Raw genomic sequence first — 21,814 nt, forward strand, 5'->3', positions numbered from 1 at the left:
ATGCAGAAGATAATAGATCACTTTATTAAGTATTCGGTAGCAGGTTGGGTGTTAGTCATCGCCTTTACCTTTCTGGGTACTGTTGGATTTCTCAATTTGAAATCCTCCTTTTTCCCATTGGTAGAAAGCCGTATTATCTCGGTCAACGTGACTTACCCTGGCGCCTCTCCCCAAGAAATGGAAGAAGGAATTGTACTCAAAATAGAAGACAACATCCGTGGGCTTGTAGGTATTGATAGATTCACCTCTACATCGTCCGAAAACTCAGCCTCTATAAGTATAGAAGTACTAAAAGGCTACGACATAGATGCCGTACTCGCTGATGTGAAAAATGCTGTAGACAGAATCCCCTCCTTTCCTGTAGGCATGGAGCCGGCGATTATTTCCAAGGGCATATTCATTACCGAAGCCGTAACTATGGCAATCAGTGGCACCAACATACCACTCACTGCCCTTAAAACCATTGCCAGAGATGTAGAAACAGACCTTAAAAATCTGGAAGGTATCTCTCAGGTCGAAGTGACTGGATATCCTGAAGAAGAAATTGAAATCGCTGTCAATGAAGACAAATTGCGAGCGTACAACCTTACTTTTCAGCAAGTGGCTAGTGCCGTTTCCTCTACCAACATTCTGGTAACAGGTGGAACAATCAAAACCGCTACAGAAGAATACCTGATCCGTGTAAGCAACCGCCGTTACCATGGCGACGAGCTAGATCACATCATTGTAAAAGCTACCTCTTCTGGAGAATTAGTTCGACTGATGGATGTAGCCGAAGTACGTGACAGATGGTCGGAAACTCCAGATCGATCTTACTACAACGGGGAAAGTTCCGTGAGAATACAGGTAAATGCCACCATCTCAGAAGACCTCATTGATGTAGCAGAAAAAACCAAGGCCTACATTGCCAAGTTCAACGAAGAACATGACAATGTACAAATCCACATTACTCGAGATTCGTCTATCACAATCATACAGCGTTCGGAACTACTACTTACTAACGGTGTACAAGGCATGCTACTTGTCCTGTTCTTTTTAGCCATTTTCTTAAAGCCAAGATTGGCTTTTTGGGTTGCCTTCGGGTTACCTATATCATTCTTTGGCATGTTTATGCTGGCTGGCTTTTTTGGTGTCACCATCAACGTACTATCGCTCTTCGGGATGATCATCGTAATCGGTATTTTGGTAGATGATGGTATCGTAATCGCAGAAAACATCTATCATCATTATGAAAAAGGGAAAAGCCCGATACAAGCGGCCAGAGAAGGCACAGCAGAAGTCATCCCTGCTATTTCTTCTGCCATCCTAACCACCCTCGTGGCATTCTCTACTTTCTTTTACCTCGAAGGAAGAATTGGAGAATTTTTCGGTGAAGTGTCTACCATTGTGATTCTCACATTAAGTGTATCTCTTATAGAAGCACTGATCATTCTACCTGCTCACGTGGCACATTCCAAAGCACTATCGAAAGATCAGAAATCATATATATTCAACCGTGTAGCCGATCGTTTCATGGCTTGGGTACGAGACAAAGTGTATGGGCCTATTCTCACCTTTTTCTTACAACACAGAGTACTGGGTTTCGCTATTCCCATTTTCTTGTTCTTACTCACCATTGGCTCTATCGGTGGTGGTATCATCCGTGTCACTTTCTTCCCTCAGATTGCCAGCGATAGGATTTCGGTTTCTTTGAAAATGCCACAAGGCACGCATGAATCGATTACGGACTCGATCATTGCACACATTGAAAACGTAGCATGGGAAGTAGGCAAAGAATTTGACAGCCAACAAGAAAAAGACGCCATCGAAAATATAGTGAGACGTATGGGGCCTGGCACCTCTACTGCCTCCCTCAATATCAATCTATTGGCGGGGGAAGATCGAAATTTCCCATCGCACGAAATGACTTCTGTTTTGCGAGATAGAGTAGGTCCTATACATGGTGCCGAAAGTGCAGTATTTGGCTCTGGTGGCAACTTTGGCGGAAAGCCAATTTCTCTGGCACTCCTCAGCGACAATATCGAGGAACTGAAAGGTGCCAAACAGATGATGAAAACTTACCTACAGTCCAATCCGCTCGTGAAGGATATTGAAGACAACGACCCTCAAGGGATCAAAGAAATCAAAATCACGCTAAAAGATGGTGCCTATGCTATGGGCTTCCGATTGAATGATGTGATCAGTCAGGTACGGTCAGGTTTTTTCGGCTTCCAAGCCCAAAGATTTCAAAGAAGAAGAGACGAAATCAAAGTCTGGGTACGATACGACAAAGAAGAACGCTCATCGATCAAAAATCTAGATGATATGAGAATCGTAAATGCCTCTGGCGATCGAGTACCACTAAGAGAGATCGTGAATTACGAAATAGCTAGAGGAGAAATCTCTATCAATCACTTGAATGGCAAACGAGAAATCAGAATAGAAGGAGATCTCAAAGACCCTAAAACAAGTGCAACAGACATCATGAACACGGTAAAAGCCGAAATGCTCCCAGAGCTCAAGGCAAAATATCCACATGTGACAGCAGAATTTGAAGGACAAAATAGAGAAGCCAATAAGACTACTGCTTCTGCCAATGCTGTTTTGCCCATCATCATCTTCTCCATCTTTGTGATCATTGCCTTTACATTTAGGTCGATCAGTCAGCCGTTTTTACTATTGCTCATGATCCCATTCAGTTTGATTGGAGTGGCATGGGGACACTGGATTCATGATTTCCCTATCAACATCCTCTCGTTCTTAGGTATCATCGCACTGATCGGTATCGTGGTGAATGACGGCTTGGTACTCATCGGCAAAATGAACGCCTATCTCAAAGAAGGCATGGCCTATGAAGAAGCATTGATTTCTGCTGGTAAGTCAAGATTTAGAGCTATTTTCCTAACCTCTATCACTACTGTGGCAGGACTTACTCCGTTGATTTTCGAAACCAGCCGACAGGCACAGTTTCTAATCCCCATGGCCATCGCTGTGGCATACGGCATCATACTGGCCACGGTACTGACCCTCATCATGCTCCCCATGATGCTATCCACTGGCAACACCATAAAGGTATATACCATCTGGCTATGGACAGGGACCAAGCCTACACCAGAAGAAGTAGAAAGAGCTGTAAAAGAATTAAAAGTTGAAAATGAAGATTAATAAGCTAATATATATAGCCACTGGATGGCTCTTGATCGGTACGCCGCTCCATGCGCAAGAGATGCTCACGAAGTCCGATGCCGTGTCGATCGCGCTCGAAAACAACTTCGATATTCGGGCGGCCAACAACGACTTGGAGATTTCTGAAAATAGCGCCAAGATCACCAACAGTGGGTACTTACCCAATGTCTCTGGGTCAGCTGGCACCAATTTTTCTCGAACCAATTCGGATCTGACACTTACCGATGGCTCTAGTACGACGATCAACGGAGCACCTTCATCAGACGCCAGTGCATCACTCAATCTCGACTACACGGTATTCGATGGATTTGGTAGAATGTACGATTATAAAAAGCTGAAGGAAAATTACAACCTGAGTGATCTTCAATCACGGGCTGTCATGGAAAACACATTGGTCAATCTATTTGTGTCTTACTACGAAATCGCGAGGCTTTCAGAAAATGAGCTTAACCAAAAGCAGACGCTAGACATATCGAGAGAGCGATGGCTCAGGGCCAAATACAGTTTCGAATTCGGTCAAAATAGCCAGCTTGACATCTTGAATGCCGAGGTAGATTACAATACGGACAGTATTAATTACCTGACTATAGTCCAACAATTGAAAAACGAAAAGCGGAATCTTAATCTACTCATGGGAAGGGATGTAAGCATTACTTTTGATGTCGACACCCTGATTATTTTTGAAGAAAATCTAGATTATGAAGTATTGAATGCTTTGGCTATGGAAAAAAATGCCACTCTCAATATAGAGCAAGGTTTACTGAGAAATTCTCATTACGACATCAAAGTAGCCAGTTCATCTATGATTCCAAAAATCGGCCTCAATTCATCTTATGGATGGAATAAGAACAAATTTGCCCCTGGCAACTTCTTGTCCGAAAGGCAATCGACCTCTCTCAACATAGGTGCTTCGCTGACATGGAATATTTTCGATGGTGGCTTATCCAATACCCGACGGCAAAATGCCAAACTGGCCGCCGAAAATCAGCTGATCAATGTAGAACGCACTGAGCTAGATCTGGAACGCCAGATGCAAAACGCATGGACCGTATACCAAACGGCACTCTTTGTACTACAAGCCGAAAAGAAAAACTTAGAAACCAATTATCGTAATTTCGACCGATCCAAAGAGCAATATGGTTTTGGACAGATTACTTCTATCGAGTTTCGACAGGCACAGTTCAACCTGCTTACTGCCAATCTGAACTACAACCAAGCCAAGTACAGCGCCAAAATCGCCGAATTGGTTTTGCTCCAGCTCAGTGGCACCATACTCGAGGCTCAATTTTAATCAGCTGTAAACAGGCATCCGTTTAAAAATCACATCATTTTCATCAAGGGTTAGTACTTCACCGTCTAACCCTTGATACTTGTGATTCGTCTCAAAAATTCAACCAAAAAACCCGTTGTTCGTTAGTCCCTTCGAACTACTTTACACATGAACAAAGGTCAACTCAACACCAGAATCATATTGTTTTCGTTATGGCTCTTGATGTTTGCGGCTAGTAGCCAATTTTTCATCATGTCGCCCATCCTATCTCAAATAGGTGAGCAACTACACATTCCTGAATCGCTCCGCGGCACCTTAATCACTGCCTATGCCATCACGTTAGGCATTATAGCACTGATCACAGGCCCCATCTCGGACCGGATAGGCCGGCGCAAGATTTTACTGATCGGAGCGGGTGCCATGGCTGTCTCCTTGCTCATGCACCAGTTAGCCATAGACTATTGGTCTATGCTAGGGCTTCGTATTTTGGCAGGTTTGGCTGGCGGAATACTCACAGGCTCCTGTGTCGCTTATATTGGCGACTATTTCCCCTGCGAAAAGAGAGGCTGGGCCAATGGCGTGATTGCCACGGGCAGTGCTGCTGGTCAAATATTGGGCATACCTGCAGGCACAGTACTCGCTGGAGAAATAGGTTTTTTTGCCCCTTTTCAGTTTTTTGGATTTGTAATGGTCTTTGCCTTTTTGCTCATCCTATGGAAACTCCCCCAACCCCAAGTATCCAACTCCAACTGCCCACTAAACCTAACCCACACTATCAAAAAATATTGGGAAATCCTTCATATCCCCTCTGTCAAAACCATTGCGATGGGATACTTGCTTATGTTTCTGAGCATCTCGTCTTTCATTGTCTATTTCCCCACTTGGCTAGAAAATTCCTTTCATGCCAATAGCTATAATATAGCCGTACTCTTTTTGATTGGAGGCTTGGCTACAGTATTCACTGGACCTATATCAGGGATGATATCTGACAAGACAGGCCGAAAACAAATCATCATATTCTCTAACCTCCTCTTGGTTATTATCATGCCCCTGAGTGTATTTCTTTTAAATATGAATCATGAGATGTATTACGCTGTGTTTTTTATCATTATGCTACTCATAGTAGCCCGCATGATACCTTTTCAAGCCTTGGCTTCGGAAGTAATCCAAGACAGTCAGAGAGGCAGAATGATGAGCATGACTATTTCTATTGGCCAACTCGGCATGGCCATGGGCTCGGGGCTATCAGGATTGATCTATACTCAGGTAGGATTTATCGGCAATGCTACTCTGGCAGCCATGGCCTCATTCCTGATGGCTTTTCTTATCCAAAAATTCATTCCCGAAAAGGGTCTGACAGTTCAAGGTGCTAAGGGATAAAATTCGCAAAAAAACAGTGTCTATTTAACCGCGAAACATAAGGGATTGAAAAGTTTCTTTCTACCTACAACTTGATACAAATATTCTGAGGTTCGGTAAAGAAACGTAAAGCCTCAAATCCTCCTTCCCTACCCATACCAGACTGTTTCATTCCCCCAAAAGGTGTGCGCAAGTCGCGCAGCAACCAGCAGTTGACCCATACTATGGCACTCTTGAGCTGGTGCGAAAACTTATGTGCACGTTTCAAATCCTGCGTCCATACTGTAGCTGCCAATCCATACGGGGTAGCATTAGCCATCTGCAACACTTCGTCTTCCGTATCGAAAGGCATCATAGTCACGACTGGTCCAAATATTTCTTCCTGGTTAGTACGGCAGTTGGCATGGAGCCCTTCTATGACAGTCGGGGCTATAAAATAACCCTCAGCACAATCCCCATCCACGATCACACGCTGCCCTCCTGCCAACACGGTACCACCCTCCTGCTGAGCCAACTGAATATAGCCCAGAACTTTATTCATGTGTGTCTCGGACACTACCGCTCCCATACGGGTTTGTTCGTCGAGCGGATCTCCCACTTTCATTTTTTGCACTTTGGAGACAAAAGCCATTTTGAATTTCTCATAGATCGGACGCTCTACAAATATGCGCGACCCACATAAACAAATCTGGCCTTGGTTGGCAAACGACGAACGCAATGTCGTCTTGAGCATTTCATCAAAGTCGCAGTCTGCAAAAATGATATTGGGATTTTTGCCCCCTAGCTCTAGTGACATCTTCTTGAACATAGGTGCAGCCGTAGTCGCTATCTTTTTCCCCGTCTCCGTGCCTCCAGTAAAAGAGATCACAGGTATGTCTTCATGTGCCACTATGGCCTGCCCCACCTTATGCCCAAAGCCATGTACGATATTGAGTACGCCTTTAGGCAACCCTGCATCGATACAGATTTTGGAAAGTAAATAGGCCGTCATAGGGGCTACTTCTGTAGGTTTGGCCACCACGGTATTGCCAGCCGCCAATGCGGGTGCGATCTTCCAGCTAAACAAATAGAGCGGTAAATTCCACGGGGAGATACACCCTGCTACCCCTATAGGGGTACGCTGTGTATAGTTTATAGCAAGGCCTTCCATGTAATGCGACTCTGAAGCAAAATGCTGGATGCCGCTGGCATAAAACCTAAAATTGGCGGAAGCCCTAGGGATATCTACATTCCTTGCCAGACTCAATGGCTTCCCATTATCTATAGACTCTGCTCTCGCCAGTATATCTATATTTTCATCAATCAAATCTGCAATTTTATCCAATAGGCGAGCTCGTGTTTCGATACCGCACGAAGACCAAGCCGAAAAAGCAGCCTTGGCTGCATCTACAGCTCGTTGCACATCTTTTTGATCGCTATCTGGTGTGAGCGCATAGACCTGCCCTGTAGCAGGATTCACATTGTCAAGGTAAGCGTCATCGATAGGAGCCACCAATTCTCCATCGATATAGTTATCTATTTTTTGCATGAGCTTGTTTTTGAGTTAATGCTACTATCAGATACAGCCTGTGCGGCCACCGTCTACTGGCAGACTTACGCCATTGATGTAGCCAGCAGCGGGAGAGGCTAAAAATGCAGCAGCAGCGGCGGTTTCTTCGGCCAAACCAAATCGCTGGGCTGGAGCCTCTTTTTTCATCGCTGTACTGACTTCTTCTTCAGTCTGCCCTGTCTTTTCGGCCTTGGCTTTGATGATACTCGCCAAACGGGCGGTATCCGTAAACCCAGGCAATACATTATTGACGGTAATACCATACTGTCCCAGCTCTATAGAAAGAGTTTTGGCCCAGCTGGCCACAGCACCACGTACGGTGTTGGATACTCCAAGGCCAGGTATAGGCATATATACCGAAGTAGAAATGATATTGATAATACGGCCAAAACTACTTGTTTTCATGCCTGGCACTAGGGCTTGCGCCAATAGGTGATTACATTCCAAATGCGCAGACATCGTATCCATAAATTTGAGATATGGCTCATCTATGATTTGACCACCTGCTGGGCCACCTGTATTGTTGACCAGTATCACTGGTGCTGGATTGATAGCGAGATACTCTGTAATTTTGCTTTGTAGCTCAGCTGGATTGCTAAAGTCGGCTTGAATATATTGATGGACTTGCTTGTGACTCGTATCGAGGCCTTCTTTCACTTCTTGTAGCTTGGCTATATTGCGTGCTACTAGTGTCACACTTGCACCCATTCGGGCTAGTTCTTCTGCTATAGCCTTGCCTATTCCTTGGGTACTTCCACAAACAAGTGCCGCTCTTCCTTCTAGGTTTAAGTTCATTTTATGGGATCATTTAGTTGATAGTAAATATAACGAATATGCTTTTTGGCTATTGAATAAAAATTACTTTTGTCCACGCAAAAACAAAGACCAAGATTAATGAATGCTCCTATAAAAATATCGATCATACATGCCATCATGGGACTACTCACGTTTGTGATCTTTTTGCAAACAGGATGGTTTATGAAAACTCAAGAAGTGAGTAATCTACCCGACGCCCAGCGGATGATCTATCGTGCAGGACATATCTATTTTCTATTTAGTGGTTTACTCAATTTGTCCATCGGTGTGCAACTCCAACTATCGGCAGTGCTCTGGAAAAAGAAAGTTCAATATATAGGTTCGATTCTACTACTGCTTTCTCCTATGATTTTCCTCTACGGTTTTTATCAAGAAGCCAACATTGGACAGATCAACAGAAGCATTACACGAATAGGTATCATCCTATCGCTAGCTGGCACGGCTTTTCATTCGCTTGTATTCTTATATGATGCTTGGCGCAAAAAAGAATCATAAGACCGATCATACATTAGATATCCCAGTCATTACATCTTTGTGTTTTTTTTGAACTCAAGTCATTTACATTTGCCACATGAGTAAGCAATTTTTCCTTTTCTTCATGGTCTCTCTATGGCCCATGACTACGTGGGGACAAGATCCATATGCGCAAGATGTAACTAGCGAGGATGCCATTGTCAATGCCGTCTACGAAACCATCTCAGGGCCTAAAGGCGAACGCAGAAATTGGGATCGTATGCGCTACCTGATGGCTCCAGGTGCCCGATTTATTCCTACTCGACCATCTACTGAAGGTAAACGCGTACCCTGCTTTCTTACTCTCGATGAGTTTATCGCCCAAGGAGATGAGTGGTTGATGGAAAATGGCTTTTTCGAAAGTGAAATTTCTCGTCGCTCAGAGACCTTTGGTCTGATCACTCATGTATGGAGCACGTATGCATCGCGTTGGATACCTGATGAGGAGCCTTTTGCCAGAGGGATCAACAGCTTGCAACTGATGAACGACGGCGAACGCTGGTGGATCATTAATTTGTATTGGGCTGCCGAAACGGAAGAAAACCCCTTGCCAAAAAAATACTTGAAGTAAATCAGTCTAAGATCAATTGGCTATTGCCAAACAACTCTGACGGTCTGAGACCAAATGATTCTTTGAAGGTCTTACTATAATGTGCACTATCAGAAAACCCCGACAAGTGTGCCAGTTCTGTGAGTGTTTTTACCGACTTTGCCTGATCGAATGAAGCTACCAAACGCTTCCACAGCTGCATTCTCCTATAAGACAAGCCTGTGTGCTCTTTAAATAAATGTTGAAACCTACTCTCGGACAAACACATTTCTTCTGCCATCTCTTCTAACGAGACTACCGATCGGGTGTGGCGATCTAGGTATTGTAACGTAGCCAATATTCGCTTATCTACTTCATGCTTAGCCGAGAGACATCGCACATTGTACTCCGCCATAGAATTGATACAGGCACTCAAGAAAGTTTTTTCATTGATCTCGTTTTTGAGTAAGTCCTGTGCAAACATCCGTAAATAACCAATCCATTCTTCGTCGTATTCCTCTACTGGCTGACTGGTCTGATGTTTATGCAAAAAATGGCCTACAGCACTAGCAGGATTGAAAAGTATAACGAGCACTTGCTGGTCTCTACTATCGAGCTGATGAGGTACTTGCGGGTGGACAACTACTGATTGAGCCACTCGCTTGCCTTCTTCGCTAGTCAATTCAAACGCATCGTTTACGGCTATGGTCAGCTGCAGGGCATAATGCTGGTGTTGCGCATTATCTTTTATTTTTCCTAAAAAGATACCAGTATCACCCGCCTTAAAAATTAGATTCTCTTTTTCGATCAATTCCAAAATCAGCTCAGTTATAAATTAGCGATAGCCTCGAATTTATTCACTTTTTTGTTTTCTCCAACAATCAACACTGAAACTTGGAGATTAAACAGACAATAGAGAGTCAAAGACAGGAATAGCAGTTTCTTTGACTAAAAATCATTAATCCCATTCTCAAAAGCCTGATCGGCAGGAAGGTTGGGTGCGGTAGCTGCTTCTACCGCCAGCTCGTCGCAGCGCTCATTTTCGGGGATTCCTGCGTGACCTTTCACCCACTTGAAGGTGACTTTATTGCGCTTGTAAGGTGGGATAAATCGCTCCCATAGGTCTCGATTTTTTTTGTCTTTAAAGCCTTTTTTTACCCAGCCCCAGAGCCAGCCTTTTTCCACAGCATCCACCACATATTTCGAATCAGAATAAACGAGTACTTCAGCATTAATCACCTTTAGAGCTTCTAATCCTTTGATAACAGCGAGCAACTCCATACGGTTGTTGGTGGTTTTCCGAAAACCCTCAGACAGTTCTTTTCTATGCCCCTTGGCCAAAAGCACAGTGCCATAGCCGCCAGGACCTGGATTGCCTCGTGATGAACCGTCGGTATAAATGATAATGCTGGGCTGAGTCATAGTTGAATGTTGGAAGTTCAAAGTTTAATATCAAAAATAGAAAATGACATTTTTTGAGTTGACAATGACGAACATTGAATCTGGGGGGTTGCTTTTATATCGCAATCCCGTTTTTAAATAATTTGATTGAAATGGCCAAAAGGATAATGCCGAATACCTTTCGAATAATATTGAATCCTGCATGACCGATTTTCCTTTCGAGCCAACTCGATGACTTGAGCACGACATAAATCAATATCAAATTGATCAAAATCCCTATCAGTATATTGGTCAGTTCAAATTCTGCACGAAGCGAAATCAAGGAAGTCATGGTGCCTGGCCCGGCAATCAATGGAAAAGCAATAGGCACGATGGAAGACGAGCTGGTTTCTTCTTCATCAGACTTGAACAACTCAATACCTAAAACCATTTCCATCCCGATCAAAAACATAATCAATGCTCCTGCTATGGCAAATGAACCTACATCGATACCAAGCAACCCAAGAATTTTGTCTCCTAAAAAGAGAAAAATAATCATGATAAAACCAGCCACAATAGTAGCCTTGCCACTATAGATCGTGCCTGATTTTTTTCTCAGGTTGATAATAATGGGGATACTTCCCAGAATATCTATCACTGAAAACAGAATCAATGATACTGATAATATTTGCGTAAAATCCATACTCATGACTTGTTGTTTAATAAATATCTAATCCCTTCTTTGTATCCATCTAGCCCTAGACCGATATAGTGAGCCACACACACAGGTGTAAGGTAACTGTGATGTCTAAAAGACTCTCGCTCCATCACGTTAGAAATGTGTACCTCTATCACAGGTGTGGTCACTCCTTTCACCGCATCGGCCAATGCTACAGAGGTATGGGTATAGCCTCCTGCATTGAATACGATTCCCTCGTAATCGAATCCTACTTCATGGATTTTGTCGATCAAAGCACCTTCATGGTTGCTCTGAAAATAGCTCAATACTACATCAGGAAAGTCAGTTTTCAACTCTTCGAAAAAGTCCTCGAACGTTTGCGTACCATAGATTTCAGGTTCACGCTTGCCGAGCAAATTAAGGTTTGGGCCGTTGAGAATAAGTATTTTCATAGTCTGAGATACAAGATAATTAGATTATGGAGACAAGACTTCTTCGATCGAACCCTGAAATTTAACACTAGGTTCATCCGTCTTTTATCTGCCTTCAAAATTAACCCTCCTCAACCGATAGTTTACCAAGCGATTGCAGAGTTTTCTAAAATAGTACATTTTTACTGAAAGGGAATTTTCACCACTATGTCTTGGAGCTTTTACATCAAACAATTCAAATCCTACCTGCAGTTGGAGCGCTCACTGGCTCCCAACTCCGTAGAAGCTTATGTCCAAGATGTTGTAAAGCTGGAGCAATTCCTAACTCTAAGTGGATCGGACATTGGTCCGCTAAAAGTGAAAGACTCTGACATCCGAGATCTCCTCGAATACATCCATGAACTAGGCATGTCGGCCTACTCACAGGCTCGCATCGTGTCAGGCATCAAATCTTTTTACAAATACTTAGTATTCGAAGGCGATATCGATAAAGATCCCTCCGAACTGATCGAAGCACCCAAACTGGGGCGTAAACTACCCGACACGCTCAATGTGCAAGAAATAGACACCCTGCTAGCAGCCATAGACATGAGTACTGCCGAAGGGCCTCGTAATCGTGCCATGCTAGAAACGCTCTACAGCTCTGGACTGCGGGTGTCTGAGTTAGTGAATCTACAACTCAACTGTGTGCTCGACGACATTGGTTTTTTACGTGTAATTGGCAAGGGCAACAAAGAACGTCTAGTCCCCATTGGCAGAGAAGCCTTGAAGCATCTCAATATATATGTAGATCATGTACGTTGTCACTTAGACATAAAAAAAGGACACGAGCATTTTGTGTTTTTAAATCGTAGAGGAGCACAACTGACCCGAGTAATGATTTTTACCATTATTAAAAACCTTGCGCTTAGAATAGGACTAAATAAAAAAATAAGTCCGCACACGTTTAGACATTCTTTTGCCACACACCTGATAGAAGGAGGTGCAGACCTACGAGCCGTACAAGAAATGCTGGGACATGAGTCTATCACCACTACAGAAATATACACCCATTTGGATCGTGATTATCTCACACAAATCATCAGAGATTTTCATCCTCGAAGCTAACCTGCTCACACCTCTTACCAAACAACCCCCTCTTATTCAATACATAGGCATCTCACACCCCTTTCTTCTCCTTTTTTTTTACTACTTTTAAGGAAGCATTATTGAGGAAATTTAATGAAAATAAGTATGAATAAGAATTCGTCAAACCGACTACACATAAATAAATCTACCTTTAATGAAAACTCAGCTAAGAAAAGTTACGCTCTTTGCGTTGATCTGCCTCCCCTTTTGGTCTAATGCTCAAACCAATCGATATGTAAATCCATCTGGAACCGACGCTAACCAATGTAATGACCCTCACAACCCCTGCCAGACCATCAATTATGCAATAGGTCAATCATCACTCGGGGATATTATCAATTTATCAGAAGGCACATTTGCCTCATGTAACATTAGCGAGCGTGTTACACTCAGCGGTAGAGGTGAAGCCACCATCATACAATCGATGGACATCACAGCTACAACTAATGGTACCAATGAAGTCGTGGTAGAAAATGTCCAAATGCTAGGAGGCGCCTCTCCTGGCATTGATATAGAGGCTTCTTTTGTAACCATTAAAAATGTATCTAGCAATGGGTATAGTAGAAACATTCATATCGACCATGCGACTACTGTCAGCAACATCCTAATTAATAACTGTAACCTGAACGGAGCGACAAGCACAGGATTGTTAGTAAATTTAACTAACGCAGGCAGTGCCGTTAACGGCCTAACGGTACTCAATACCACCATGGATAATTCTAGGTTTGGTTTTTATTCGCAAATGTCTAATGCTACCAATACTGACAATTACCTAGATAACGTAATCTTCAGGAATTGTACTTTCAATAACAACACAGACAAAGGGTTTTATATAGAGAACCTTAACAATGCCCTTTTTGAAAATATTTCTGTAATCAATAGTGGACTAAATCCCTTAAATGGATTTAATGCTGGGGTTGACATCAATCTCAAATGGCAAAACTATGAAGATATTGAAATTAGAAATTCTCGAATTATAGGCTGCGGCTCTTTAGGTCCCAACAACCCTGCTACCCCAATTGAAAATAGACGTGCTGCAGCACTCACTATTAAAGCAAGAACAGATGCAGGCTCATACAATTCCCCTGCCGCATCCCTCACCAATCTAACCTTAGATGGCGTGATCCTCGACGGGCTTGTGAGTGACCTGCGTTTTGGAGAGATGGGAAAAGCGGATAACAATGGTATAAATATGACTACAGTCACTGTTTCTCATTGTTCGTTTGCCAATGACGGAGCATTCACCGTCCTCAACGAAGAAAATAATGGAACCTTAACTCTAAGTCACAACTACTGGGGAGGCTCAGCAGTTGATTTTGAAAATTATGGATCAAGTGCCGCCACCTCTCAATCTGATGAACTGGCCAATGAAATAGTAGACGATGCCCACAACAGCTATGCAAGCATAAGTGCGGCACTGGCAGGTGCATCTTCAGGAGCAATCATTCAAAACATCCCTGCGGGCACTATAGCTGGTACGACTACCGTCAGTCAGCCACTCACACTGATATCTCCAGGTGCTGGCTACCTGAGTACAGACAGCAGAACCACTTTTGAGAACCTGAGTGTAAATGGTGGTGCCATGACCATGGGGAGTGACTTTGCCGTATCAGGCATTTTAAGCTTGACCAATTTGATCAACTTGGAAGATCAAAATCTCATGGTACAAGGTACAGTAACAGGTGCCAGTACTATTTTTGGAGGCAGCACAGCTGGTCTTGTTATAGAAGGGAATGGTGCGCTACCAGATCTCCACACCTCTTCGGGGTTTGAACGTGTCGTGATCGATCGTACATCAGGCGACATCACCTTAGCTAGCGAATTGTCTACCGAATGGATTTCTCTCAAAAACGGACTCGTGGATGCTACTGCTCACAACCTAACCTTCACTGGCAACACGGCCTTGTCAGGCAATGACAACTCCTATGTGGTCGGTAATTTTGTGCATGAAGTAGCTGGTATTACAGTTGATAATTTTTTATACTTCCCTGTGGGTGGCACCTACTACCGCCCAGTCAGCCTAGAAGGAGTAGACCAAGCATCCACTACCAGCTATGAGGGTTCATTTACCGAATCAGCTCCATCTGGCCTTGGAGGGCTGTCAGTAGCCCTTCCTCCTTTATTAGTCAAACTTCATCCAGATTTTTATTGGACAGTGACTCCTTCTACACCTGTCACTGCAGCAGACAAAATTTCACTTACATATAGCGCAGAGGATCTAATTTCTGACCCTGCCAATTTACGTATTGCCCAATTTCAAACTGCGGTTTGGGTGAATCTCGGCGGAGATGGAAATGCTCCAATAGCCACTCCTGCCTCGCTTCTTAATGTACTCACACTGGGTTTAGGACATTTTACGCTAGGAGACGAAACACTAGGCTCCAATTTCACCGCATTGACAGATGTATATGTAAGTACTATTGGTGACGATAGTAATGACGGCATTCTTATCTCTACTCCTAAAAGGACCTTGAGTGCAGCCTATTCACTAGTACAAGCTGGTGGCACGATAAACATCGCAAATGGCAGCTACTCCGATGACCTAAACATCAATAAGTCACTTACGCTCTCTGGCACTGGCACGCCTAATTTTGCCTCAGCCACCCTAAATGCAGACATTACCCTTTCGTTGGTGACAGCAGATAATGTAGAAGTAACATCTAATGGAATCATTCAAGATGGGATCGACCTACTGACACCCACTGGCACACTCACCGTATCAAGTGGAGCATTTACAGAAAGTCTCTCAATCGACAAATCTATGACCATGAATGGCGCCAATGTTGGCAGCCCTGGAGCTGACACCCGCACTGTAGAAACGGTCTTAGACCCTGGCGCAGCTAGCAACGCCATCACCGTCCTTGCCGACAATGTAACGATCGACGGATTTCAAATAGGAACTGACAACATTACGAGCAATGCGTCTATAGGCATAGCAAGCGATGGCTATACAGGCATCACACTCTCCAACAATCTTATCTATGCTAACCAAGCAGGTATTCAAGTAGAAAATGCCTCATCAGGCACCATCACGGTGAATGATAATAAAGTAAACATGCTAGGTCTTGAGAATGCACAAACAGCTACTACACCTAGTGCTGGCATATATCTCTATGGACTCAATGGCACTGTAAATGCAGAAGTCACAAACAACGACATCCAAAATACTTCTTTTGGCATATTCGTGCACGACTGTGAAAATGACGCAGACCCACTTCTTATAGACGGAGGTACAATCTCTGAAATAGTAAAAGGTGTAGAAATATCCAACGACGACAGAGCAGGGCACTTTGCACCTAGTACAGTAGTGGTTCAAAATCTAACCATAGAGAACTTTTCTCCTTTAGATACCGATGTAGCATACCCTGATGCACAAGCAGGCATCTATGCTTTCGCTAAAGGGGATGTAACTCCTGTAGTAACAGACGATATCACCTTGACCATGGATAACCTGGACATATCAGGCACGCAACATGCGGGATCAGATTATGCTGCCATTTATATGGCAGACTTTCAGCAATCAGCTCCATATGATGGATCAGACGATGACGAAGTTGGTATTACTGCCACACTGAGTAATAGTAATATTCATGACAATGAAAACCGGGCCGTCTATGTACGTGGTCACAATGCTCACTTGGACATCACGGGAACCACTTTCACCAATAATGGCTTCGACCCTAATGGCGGTGGCTATCACTTGAATGTACGAGCCTATGCCTCATGTACCGTCTCAGAATGCTACTTTACCAACCCTGCCAGCGGCTCTTTTGATGGCATGCACAAGCAGGATGCCAATTGCACACTAGAAGTCACCCATTCTAACTTTGATCAGAATGGCAATGGTCGCATCGCTGCTAGTGGCGGCATCGATTTGTCTGGCAATTATTTCAACACTGTAGATCCATCTGAAATCAACACATGGGTAAATGGCAATGATTTCACCCCTTTCTTAGCTGACGGCACAGATACTGACCTAAATATCGAAGGTTTTCAACCTAATCTATCTGGTTTTCATCTAACCACGCTGGGAGCTCAAACTGGAGGCTTAATCAGAAAACAAGAAGTACATGATTTTATTACTGAAGGAGGAACAATCTATGTAGATGGAGGAATATACACAGGAGCTCTTCAGGTGAGTAAAAATCTATTCCTAGAACTCACAAACTCCCCTTCCATAGCCAATCTCGAAGTAAATGGAACAGGAAAAACACTTACAGTCAATGGAGACCTAAACATCACAGGTGCCATTACCATGACAGATGGATTATTGAATGTAGCCACTGGAACTATGTTCCTTAGTAACACTGCCAGCGCCCCTATCGAAACTGCTACCAGTTATATCATAGGGCAAGTCTGTATGGATACTAGAACAATCAATACTGGAGCCATCGATTTTTTAGGGCTCAATTTAGCCGCTGGAGAAGATGTAGGCGATATCAAGATTATCCGACATACAGGACCAGACGCAGTGGTTACCACTCCCAATACCAATAGTTCGATCGCAGCAGTGTGGGACATCACTGTAACCAGCCAACCAGCCACGACAGGTAGAGATGTCACTTTCACTTGGGCTTCTGCCTTCGACAACTCCAAAGACACCGATGCCCTTTCTGTATTTAGAGACGGCGGATCTGGCTATGAGGAAGTGGCTGGGCCGTTTAGCGCAAGCGGAAGCAACCCTAGAGTATTATCTGTGAGCAGTATAAAAAGCTTTTCTTCTTATACAATGGCTGAAGATGCTGCTCCATTACCAGTTACACTCTTGTCTTTCGATGTGTATGAAAACAAAAACGACACTAAACTAAAATGGGTCACAGCCTCCGAAATCAATTCCAGCCACTTCGAGATAGAACAAAGCAAAAATGGCAAAGACTTTCAAAAGATTGGATATGTAGCTTCTCATCAAAACACTAACCAACAGAAGACATACACTTGGGTCGACCAAGCCAATTTTGAAAAAACATACTACCGGTTGAAAATGGTCGATCTAGATGGTTCATATGAATATTCAAAAACAGTTTCTACACTAGGTGTTTTGGCAAATCAGCTTACGCTATTTCCTAACCCTGTGTCTGATTTACTCACTGTCTCCACCTCTAACGAGGTCAAACAAATTGAGATCCTAGACAGCATGGGGCGTTCCATTTTAGAAAATTATAATCAAAAAACAATAGATGTAGGCACTCTCCTACCAGGGTTATATTTGATAAGAGTGAGTATGCCAAGCCAGATCATACTAGATCGGATTGTTGTAGAGTAGTTTCCTTTTCTAACAAAACAACAAACCCAAGCAATAAGTGGTTAAGTCACCACTTATTGCTTGGGTTATTTTTTGAATAGTTAAGCGCTTAATCCAAGGAGCTGAAACAAGGAAGCATATACTTCCTTGTCAGTCTCCTATCCCCTCTTCCAACACGTAAATCGTATGATCTACAGACGATTTACTTTTTCTAAATAAATCACTCTTCACTAAAACAAACTACTTTTTGGCAGACTGGACATCTTTGAAACCTGCTTTATCTTTAGCAATCAAAGATTCTCTCAACTCTTTATCAGTCATAGCCAACTCTTCTCTCTCCGCTATCGATAGATTGACCGATCGATAATCAGGAGATATCCAAAGAATGTATAATTCTTCTTCGGTCATTTTTTCTGGCAAAAAGCCTGTGACTTTAAATTCTGCACGCCTATTTTTTTGATGTTGTTCTTTAGAGCATTTCACGCCATTGCTACAGCCATTAAGTAGCCTCGACTCTCCATAGCCCCTACCCACCAATCGCTCCGCAGAAATACCATGAGCGGTCACATAGTCGGCAGATGATTTCGCTCTCTTGTCGGACAAATCTAAATTGTACCTATCTCCACCACGACTGTCAGTATGTGTACTCAACTCTACAATAATCGATGGGTTATCATTTAACTTCTGAGTAAACTTATCCAGCTCTAGCGCAGCATCTTCTCTAATATTCCATTTGGCTACGTCGAAATGTATATCATTTAACTCTATCGGTTTTCCTATCACTATTTCAGTCAGAGAACCATTATTAATGATTTCTCCAGATCGCTCAGAACCAGTAGTCAAGTCATTGGCAAAGGAGAGATATCTATATTTTTTCATAAGAAATGAATAAGTCGTATTGGGCTCTGCCAAAAAAGAATAGGCTCCATTGGCCTCTGTAGTCATCCCGAATACAGCTCCTGTATTTTCGTTTTTCACAATGACTTTCACCGCTCCCAATTCTTGATTGTTTTGCTCTCGATAGGTCACCCCTTTGATAACCAACAACTCCTTAGTAATTCTAAGCTCTATCACATCTCCTTCTGGTAAATCTGCTGGCGTAAAGGCCAAGAAGTCTCTTGAATATTTATCCTTGGTGCTCGAAACAGTATATGCACTGTTCCACTCATAAGGGAAGCTAAAAGTACCATCGGCACTTGTAACCAGTCTACCTAGCGTATCCCCCGCATCCGTAATGGCCAATACTTCAGCCCCTTCTAGCGGCAAACCCGTAATAAGATCGACCACTCGCCCAGGTTGAGCTTTTTTTCTGGTGTAATGAAACCCATATATATCATCCAGCCCTTTACCTCCTGGACGATTAGAGGAGAAATAACCCATTAGATCTGATCCGTCAGGTTTGATAGTCAGTCCAAAATCATCGCTTGCGGTATTCATCGGGTAGCCCATATTTTTGGGTTTAGCATTGAATTGATTCAAATCGACGTAAAAAATATCCAAACCACCCAATCCCATATGACCGTTGGATGCAAAATAAAAAATGCCTTCTTCATCTATAAAAGGAAACATCTCATCTCCTTCAGTATTGATACTGGCACCCATATTGACAGGCGCCTCCCATATGCTATCGGTTTGAGTAGATACGTACAGGTCTATACCTCCAAAACCGCCTTCACGATCTGAAGCAAAATAGAGTTTTTTCCCATCTGCGCTCACCGTTGGGTGCCCTGAGGACACGTTGGTATCATTAAACGACAGAGGAACGGGGGTAGCCCATTTTTCGTTTTTCAAGAGTTCTGAATAGAAAAGCTTAAGCTTTACGGCTCCTGTTTTGCTGGCTGACACCTTCGATCCTTGTACATGTATTTTGCTATTACTCACCCGGAGTTCGCCTTTTTCGTAGCTGTTTCTTGTAAAGATCACTTTAGTCCCCTGATCATAGAAAGCCACGGGGCCTTCGTGATAACTTGTTTTCAGACGCTTATCAAATTCTGTCACTTCGTTATTTGCATCTACTTCGAATAGATTGAGAAAATAGGACTGATCCCATTTATATTTAGGTTTTAAAAACTGGGTGACTTGTGCCGTTGCTCTTGACGACACAATCATCACCCCCCCCTTATAAAAAGTAGGACTAAAGTCATATCCCGCCGTATTGAAAGGGGCATTCCATATTTCGAAAAGCACCGAATCCCTACGAAAACTCAACTGTTTTTGGAGTCCCTCCAAACGTGCTTTTACTCTGTTGTCTTCTGGGTTGTTAGTTTCGAATTTTTCAAACCATACTTTGGCTTCTTCATATCTCGCCTGATGGATGAGCGTTTCGGCATATTGGATATAGTGCCTGTCATCATCGACCAATCCTTCCTCTGCAATCACGTCTCTATACCAATGCGCTGCACTGTCCAATTCATGTGTTTGAAAAAAACCATCAGCAATGGCTAATTTGAGTGTGTCATCAGTTGGTTTTTTGTTTAAAGCCTTTTTGTATACTTCAAGGCCTTTGGCGTAAGCAAAATTGCTATAATAATCCGCTGCACGTCTCTTGATTCGTTCGTAAGATTTTTGCTTCAGTGCCCCTATATCTTTCTTTTGACTGGCATGCAATGCCTCTGCAGTTGTCACAAAAAGCACAATTGAAAGAATGAGATAAACGAGTACGACGAGTATTTTTTTGATGTTGCTCATGACGGATAGGGTTTAAAAGTATCTTGGGGTTACGATTTTGTCGCTTTTCACATTAAATACATAATTGATCATGATCTCATGCGAACCGCTATTGACTCTACTCAGATCAGTAGTGGTTAGGAAATCATAAGAGTATCCCAACTGAAACTGTGGTGTCACTTGTATCTGAAATAATGCGTCGAAGCTATCCATCGAACGATAAGATAGACCAAGCCAAATCAGTTCTTTGATTAGAAAATTGGCATTGATATCTATTTCGAATGGTGCTCCTTGCACCCACTTAAATAATAGATTTGGTTTCAATTTCAGATTACGACTGAGGTCGAAAACATATCCAGCACTCATAAAATAGTGTCTGACTAGCTTGGCATCTGGATCCAGCGAACCTTCTCCTATTGAATTAAGTGAATTACTCACTAACTGGGGAATAGAAAAACCGAGATAAAATCGATCAGAATGCCACATCACACCTGCACCTGCATTAGGAGAAATATCGTTGATGTTTTGGTTTGCAAGATTTGGGTCATTATTTGTGTTTTCTGAATAGTCTACTTGATATTGATTGAAACTCAACTGTAGTCCAAATGACAATTTGCTCCTATTAGAAAAATTGATTCGATAGGCTGAACTAAAATAAGCACCAAACTGATCTGTTAGTCCAATTTCATCTCGAATAAGCACGGCACCCAAAGCAATCGATCGATACTTAATCGGGCTATGAATCGAAAAAGTCTGTGTCTTAGGTGCTCCTTCGAATCCTACCCACTGATTGCGTGCTAAAAAACTAGTACTAATCCCATCATGGATGCCAGCATAAGCAGGATTGATCGCCAGCTGGTTAAACATATACTGTGTAAACATGACCTGCTGCTGGGCTCTTAGTCCGAAATGAACTGACAAAAGGCTTATGGTGATTAATATGATTTTTATGTTTTTCATCTTCAGGTAGTTTTCTTCAAGTTTTGATTCCTTTAGAGGAATTTTTCAATATCCAATATTATGGCTTTCAGACCCCTCATATGGGTGGACTCGTTGAAGCTTCAAATTTTCTCGGTGAACTGCCTT

15 protein-coding genes are annotated in these 21,814 nt (G+C 42.9%); 7 read left to right on the plus strand and 8 right to left on the minus strand.

Annotated elements, in window-relative coordinates; genetic code table 11:
- The 3 genes from N7E81_RS01020 (at position 1) to N7E81_RS01030 (ending at position 5,815) form a co-directional block, all read left to right on the plus strand.
- Positions 1–3,144, plus strand: a complete 3,144-nt coding sequence (locus tag N7E81_RS01020) for an efflux RND transporter permease subunit (protein WP_263051423.1) — start codon at positions 1–3, stop codon at positions 3,142–3,144.
- Positions 3,134–4,456 carry a TolC family protein gene (locus N7E81_RS01025; protein ID WP_263051424.1) on the plus strand — a complete coding sequence of 441 codons (1,323 nt, stop codon included), beginning with the start codon at positions 3,134–3,136 and terminating at the stop codon, positions 4,454–4,456. The genes N7E81_RS01020 and N7E81_RS01025 overlap by 11 nt, the downstream gene beginning before the upstream one ends.
- A 147-nt stretch (positions 4,457–4,603) precedes the next feature.
- Complete coding sequence (locus N7E81_RS01030; protein WP_263051425.1) at positions 4,604–5,815, plus strand: MFS transporter; 1,212 nt, start codon at positions 4,604–4,606, stop codon at positions 5,813–5,815.
- A 64-nt stretch (positions 5,816–5,879) separates the two neighbouring features.
- On the opposite strand, the gene N7E81_RS01035 is transcribed toward N7E81_RS01030, so the two are convergent.
- Positions 5,880–7,322 carry an aldehyde dehydrogenase gene (locus tag N7E81_RS01035; RefSeq protein ID WP_263051426.1) on the minus strand — a complete coding sequence of 481 codons (1,443 nt, stop codon included), beginning with the start codon at positions 7,320–7,322 and terminating at the stop codon, positions 5,880–5,882.
- Between the two features lie 27 nt (positions 7,323–7,349).
- Positions 7,350–8,138 (minus strand): SDR family oxidoreductase, encoded by a 789-nt coding sequence (locus N7E81_RS01040; RefSeq protein ID WP_263051427.1) that lies wholly within the window; start codon positions 8,136–8,138, stop codon positions 7,350–7,352.
- 99 nt (positions 8,139–8,237) lie between these two features.
- On the opposite strand from N7E81_RS01040, the gene N7E81_RS01045 reads away from it, so the two are divergent.
- Both N7E81_RS01045 and N7E81_RS01050 read left to right on the plus strand, forming a co-directional pair.
- Entirely contained in the window at positions 8,238–8,654 is a 417-nt protein-coding gene (locus N7E81_RS01045; protein WP_263051428.1) for a hypothetical protein, read from the plus strand.
- A 76-nt stretch (positions 8,655–8,730) separates the two neighbouring features.
- Positions 8,731–9,243 (plus strand): hypothetical protein, encoded by a 513-nt coding sequence (locus N7E81_RS01050; protein ID WP_263051429.1) that lies wholly within the window; start codon positions 8,731–8,733, stop codon positions 9,241–9,243.
- Position 9,244: 1 nt separating this feature from the next.
- On the opposite strand, the gene N7E81_RS01055 is transcribed toward N7E81_RS01050, so the two are convergent.
- The 4 genes from N7E81_RS01055 to aroQ all read right to left on the minus strand — a co-directional run bounded on the left by N7E81_RS01055 (position 9,245) and on the right by aroQ (position 11,712).
- Positions 9,245–10,018: an AraC family transcriptional regulator gene (locus tag N7E81_RS01055; protein ID WP_263051430.1), complete on the minus strand. Its 774-nt coding sequence runs from the start codon at positions 10,016–10,018 to the stop codon at positions 9,245–9,247.
- Positions 10,019–10,149: 131 nt separating this feature from the next.
- A complete protein-coding gene (gene rnhA / locus N7E81_RS01060) occupies positions 10,150–10,623 on the minus strand; it encodes a ribonuclease HI (protein WP_263051431.1) in 474 nt (157 codons plus the stop codon).
- Positions 10,624–10,717: 94 nt separating this feature from the next.
- Positions 10,718–11,290, minus strand: a complete 573-nt coding sequence (locus tag N7E81_RS01065; protein ID WP_263051432.1) for a MarC family protein — start codon at positions 11,288–11,290, stop codon at positions 10,718–10,720.
- Positions 11,287–11,712, minus strand: a complete 426-nt coding sequence (aroQ, locus tag N7E81_RS01070; RefSeq protein ID WP_263051433.1) for a type II 3-dehydroquinate dehydratase — start codon at positions 11,710–11,712, stop codon at positions 11,287–11,289. Before aroQ ends, N7E81_RS01065 begins: the two co-directional genes overlap by 4 nt.
- A gap of 186 nt (positions 11,713–11,898) precedes the next feature.
- Between aroQ and xerD the strand changes: the two genes are divergently transcribed.
- On the plus strand, positions 11,899–12,798 hold the full coding sequence (xerD, locus tag N7E81_RS01075) for a site-specific tyrosine recombinase XerD (protein WP_263051434.1): 900 nt from the start codon (positions 11,899–11,901) through the stop codon (positions 12,796–12,798).
- Positions 12,799–12,973: 175 nt separating this feature from the next.
- A complete protein-coding gene (locus N7E81_RS01080; RefSeq protein ID WP_263051435.1) occupies positions 12,974–18,082 on the plus strand; it encodes a T9SS type A sorting domain-containing protein in 5,109 nt (1,702 codons plus the stop codon).
- Between the two features lie 219 nt (positions 18,083–18,301).
- Here N7E81_RS01080 and N7E81_RS01085 read toward each other — a convergent pair whose 3' ends face one another.
- Positions 18,302–20,749 carry an OmpA family protein gene (locus N7E81_RS01085; protein WP_263051436.1) on the minus strand — a complete coding sequence of 816 codons (2,448 nt, stop codon included), beginning with the start codon at positions 20,747–20,749 and terminating at the stop codon, positions 18,302–18,304.
- Positions 20,750–20,761: 12 nt separating this feature from the next.
- A complete protein-coding gene (locus N7E81_RS01090) occupies positions 20,762–21,688 on the minus strand; it encodes a PorP/SprF family type IX secretion system membrane protein (protein ID WP_263051437.1) in 927 nt (308 codons plus the stop codon).
- Positions 21,689–21,814: the final 126 nt, after the last annotated feature.

This window comes from Reichenbachiella carrageenanivorans (assembly GCF_025639805.1).
Taxonomy (GTDB): domain Bacteria; phylum Bacteroidota; class Bacteroidia; order Cytophagales; family Cyclobacteriaceae; genus Reichenbachiella; species Reichenbachiella carrageenanivorans.

Coding starts and splice junctions, on each gene's coding strand:
- N7E81_RS01020 (WP_263051423.1), top strand. CDS start 1: ATGCAGAAGATAATAGATCACTTTATTAAGTATTCGGTAGCAGGTTGG.
- N7E81_RS01025 (WP_263051424.1), top strand. CDS start 3,134: ATGAAGATTAATAAGCTAATATATATAGCCACTGGATGGCTCTTGATC.
- N7E81_RS01030 (WP_263051425.1), top strand. CDS start 4,604: ATGAACAAAGGTCAACTCAACACCAGAATCATATTGTTTTCGTTATGG.
- N7E81_RS01035 (WP_263051426.1), bottom strand. CDS start 7,322: ATGCAAAAAATAGATAACTATATCGATGGAGAATTGGTGGCTCCTATC.
- N7E81_RS01040 (WP_263051427.1), bottom strand. CDS start 8,138: ATGAACTTAAACCTAGAAGGAAGAGCGGCACTTGTTTGTGGAAGTACC.
- N7E81_RS01045 (WP_263051428.1), top strand. CDS start 8,238: ATGAATGCTCCTATAAAAATATCGATCATACATGCCATCATGGGACTA.
- N7E81_RS01050 (WP_263051429.1), top strand. CDS start 8,731: ATGAGTAAGCAATTTTTCCTTTTCTTCATGGTCTCTCTATGGCCCATG.
- rnhA (WP_263051431.1), bottom strand. CDS start 10,623: ATGACTCAGCCCAGCATTATCATTTATACCGACGGTTCATCACGAGGC.
- N7E81_RS01065 (WP_263051432.1), bottom strand. CDS start 11,290: ATGAGTATGGATTTTACGCAAATATTATCAGTATCATTGATTCTGTTT.
- aroQ (WP_263051433.1), bottom strand. CDS start 11,712: ATGAAAATACTTATTCTCAACGGCCCAAACCTTAATTTGCTCGGCAAG.
- xerD (WP_263051434.1), top strand. CDS start 11,899: ATGTCTTGGAGCTTTTACATCAAACAATTCAAATCCTACCTGCAGTTG.
- N7E81_RS01080 (WP_263051435.1), top strand. CDS start 12,974: ATGAAAACTCAGCTAAGAAAAGTTACGCTCTTTGCGTTGATCTGCCTC.
- N7E81_RS01085 (WP_263051436.1), bottom strand. CDS start 20,749: ATGAGCAACATCAAAAAAATACTCGTCGTACTCGTTTATCTCATTCTT.
- N7E81_RS01090 (WP_263051437.1), bottom strand. CDS start 21,688: ATGAAAAACATAAAAATCATATTAATCACCATAAGCCTTTTGTCAGTT.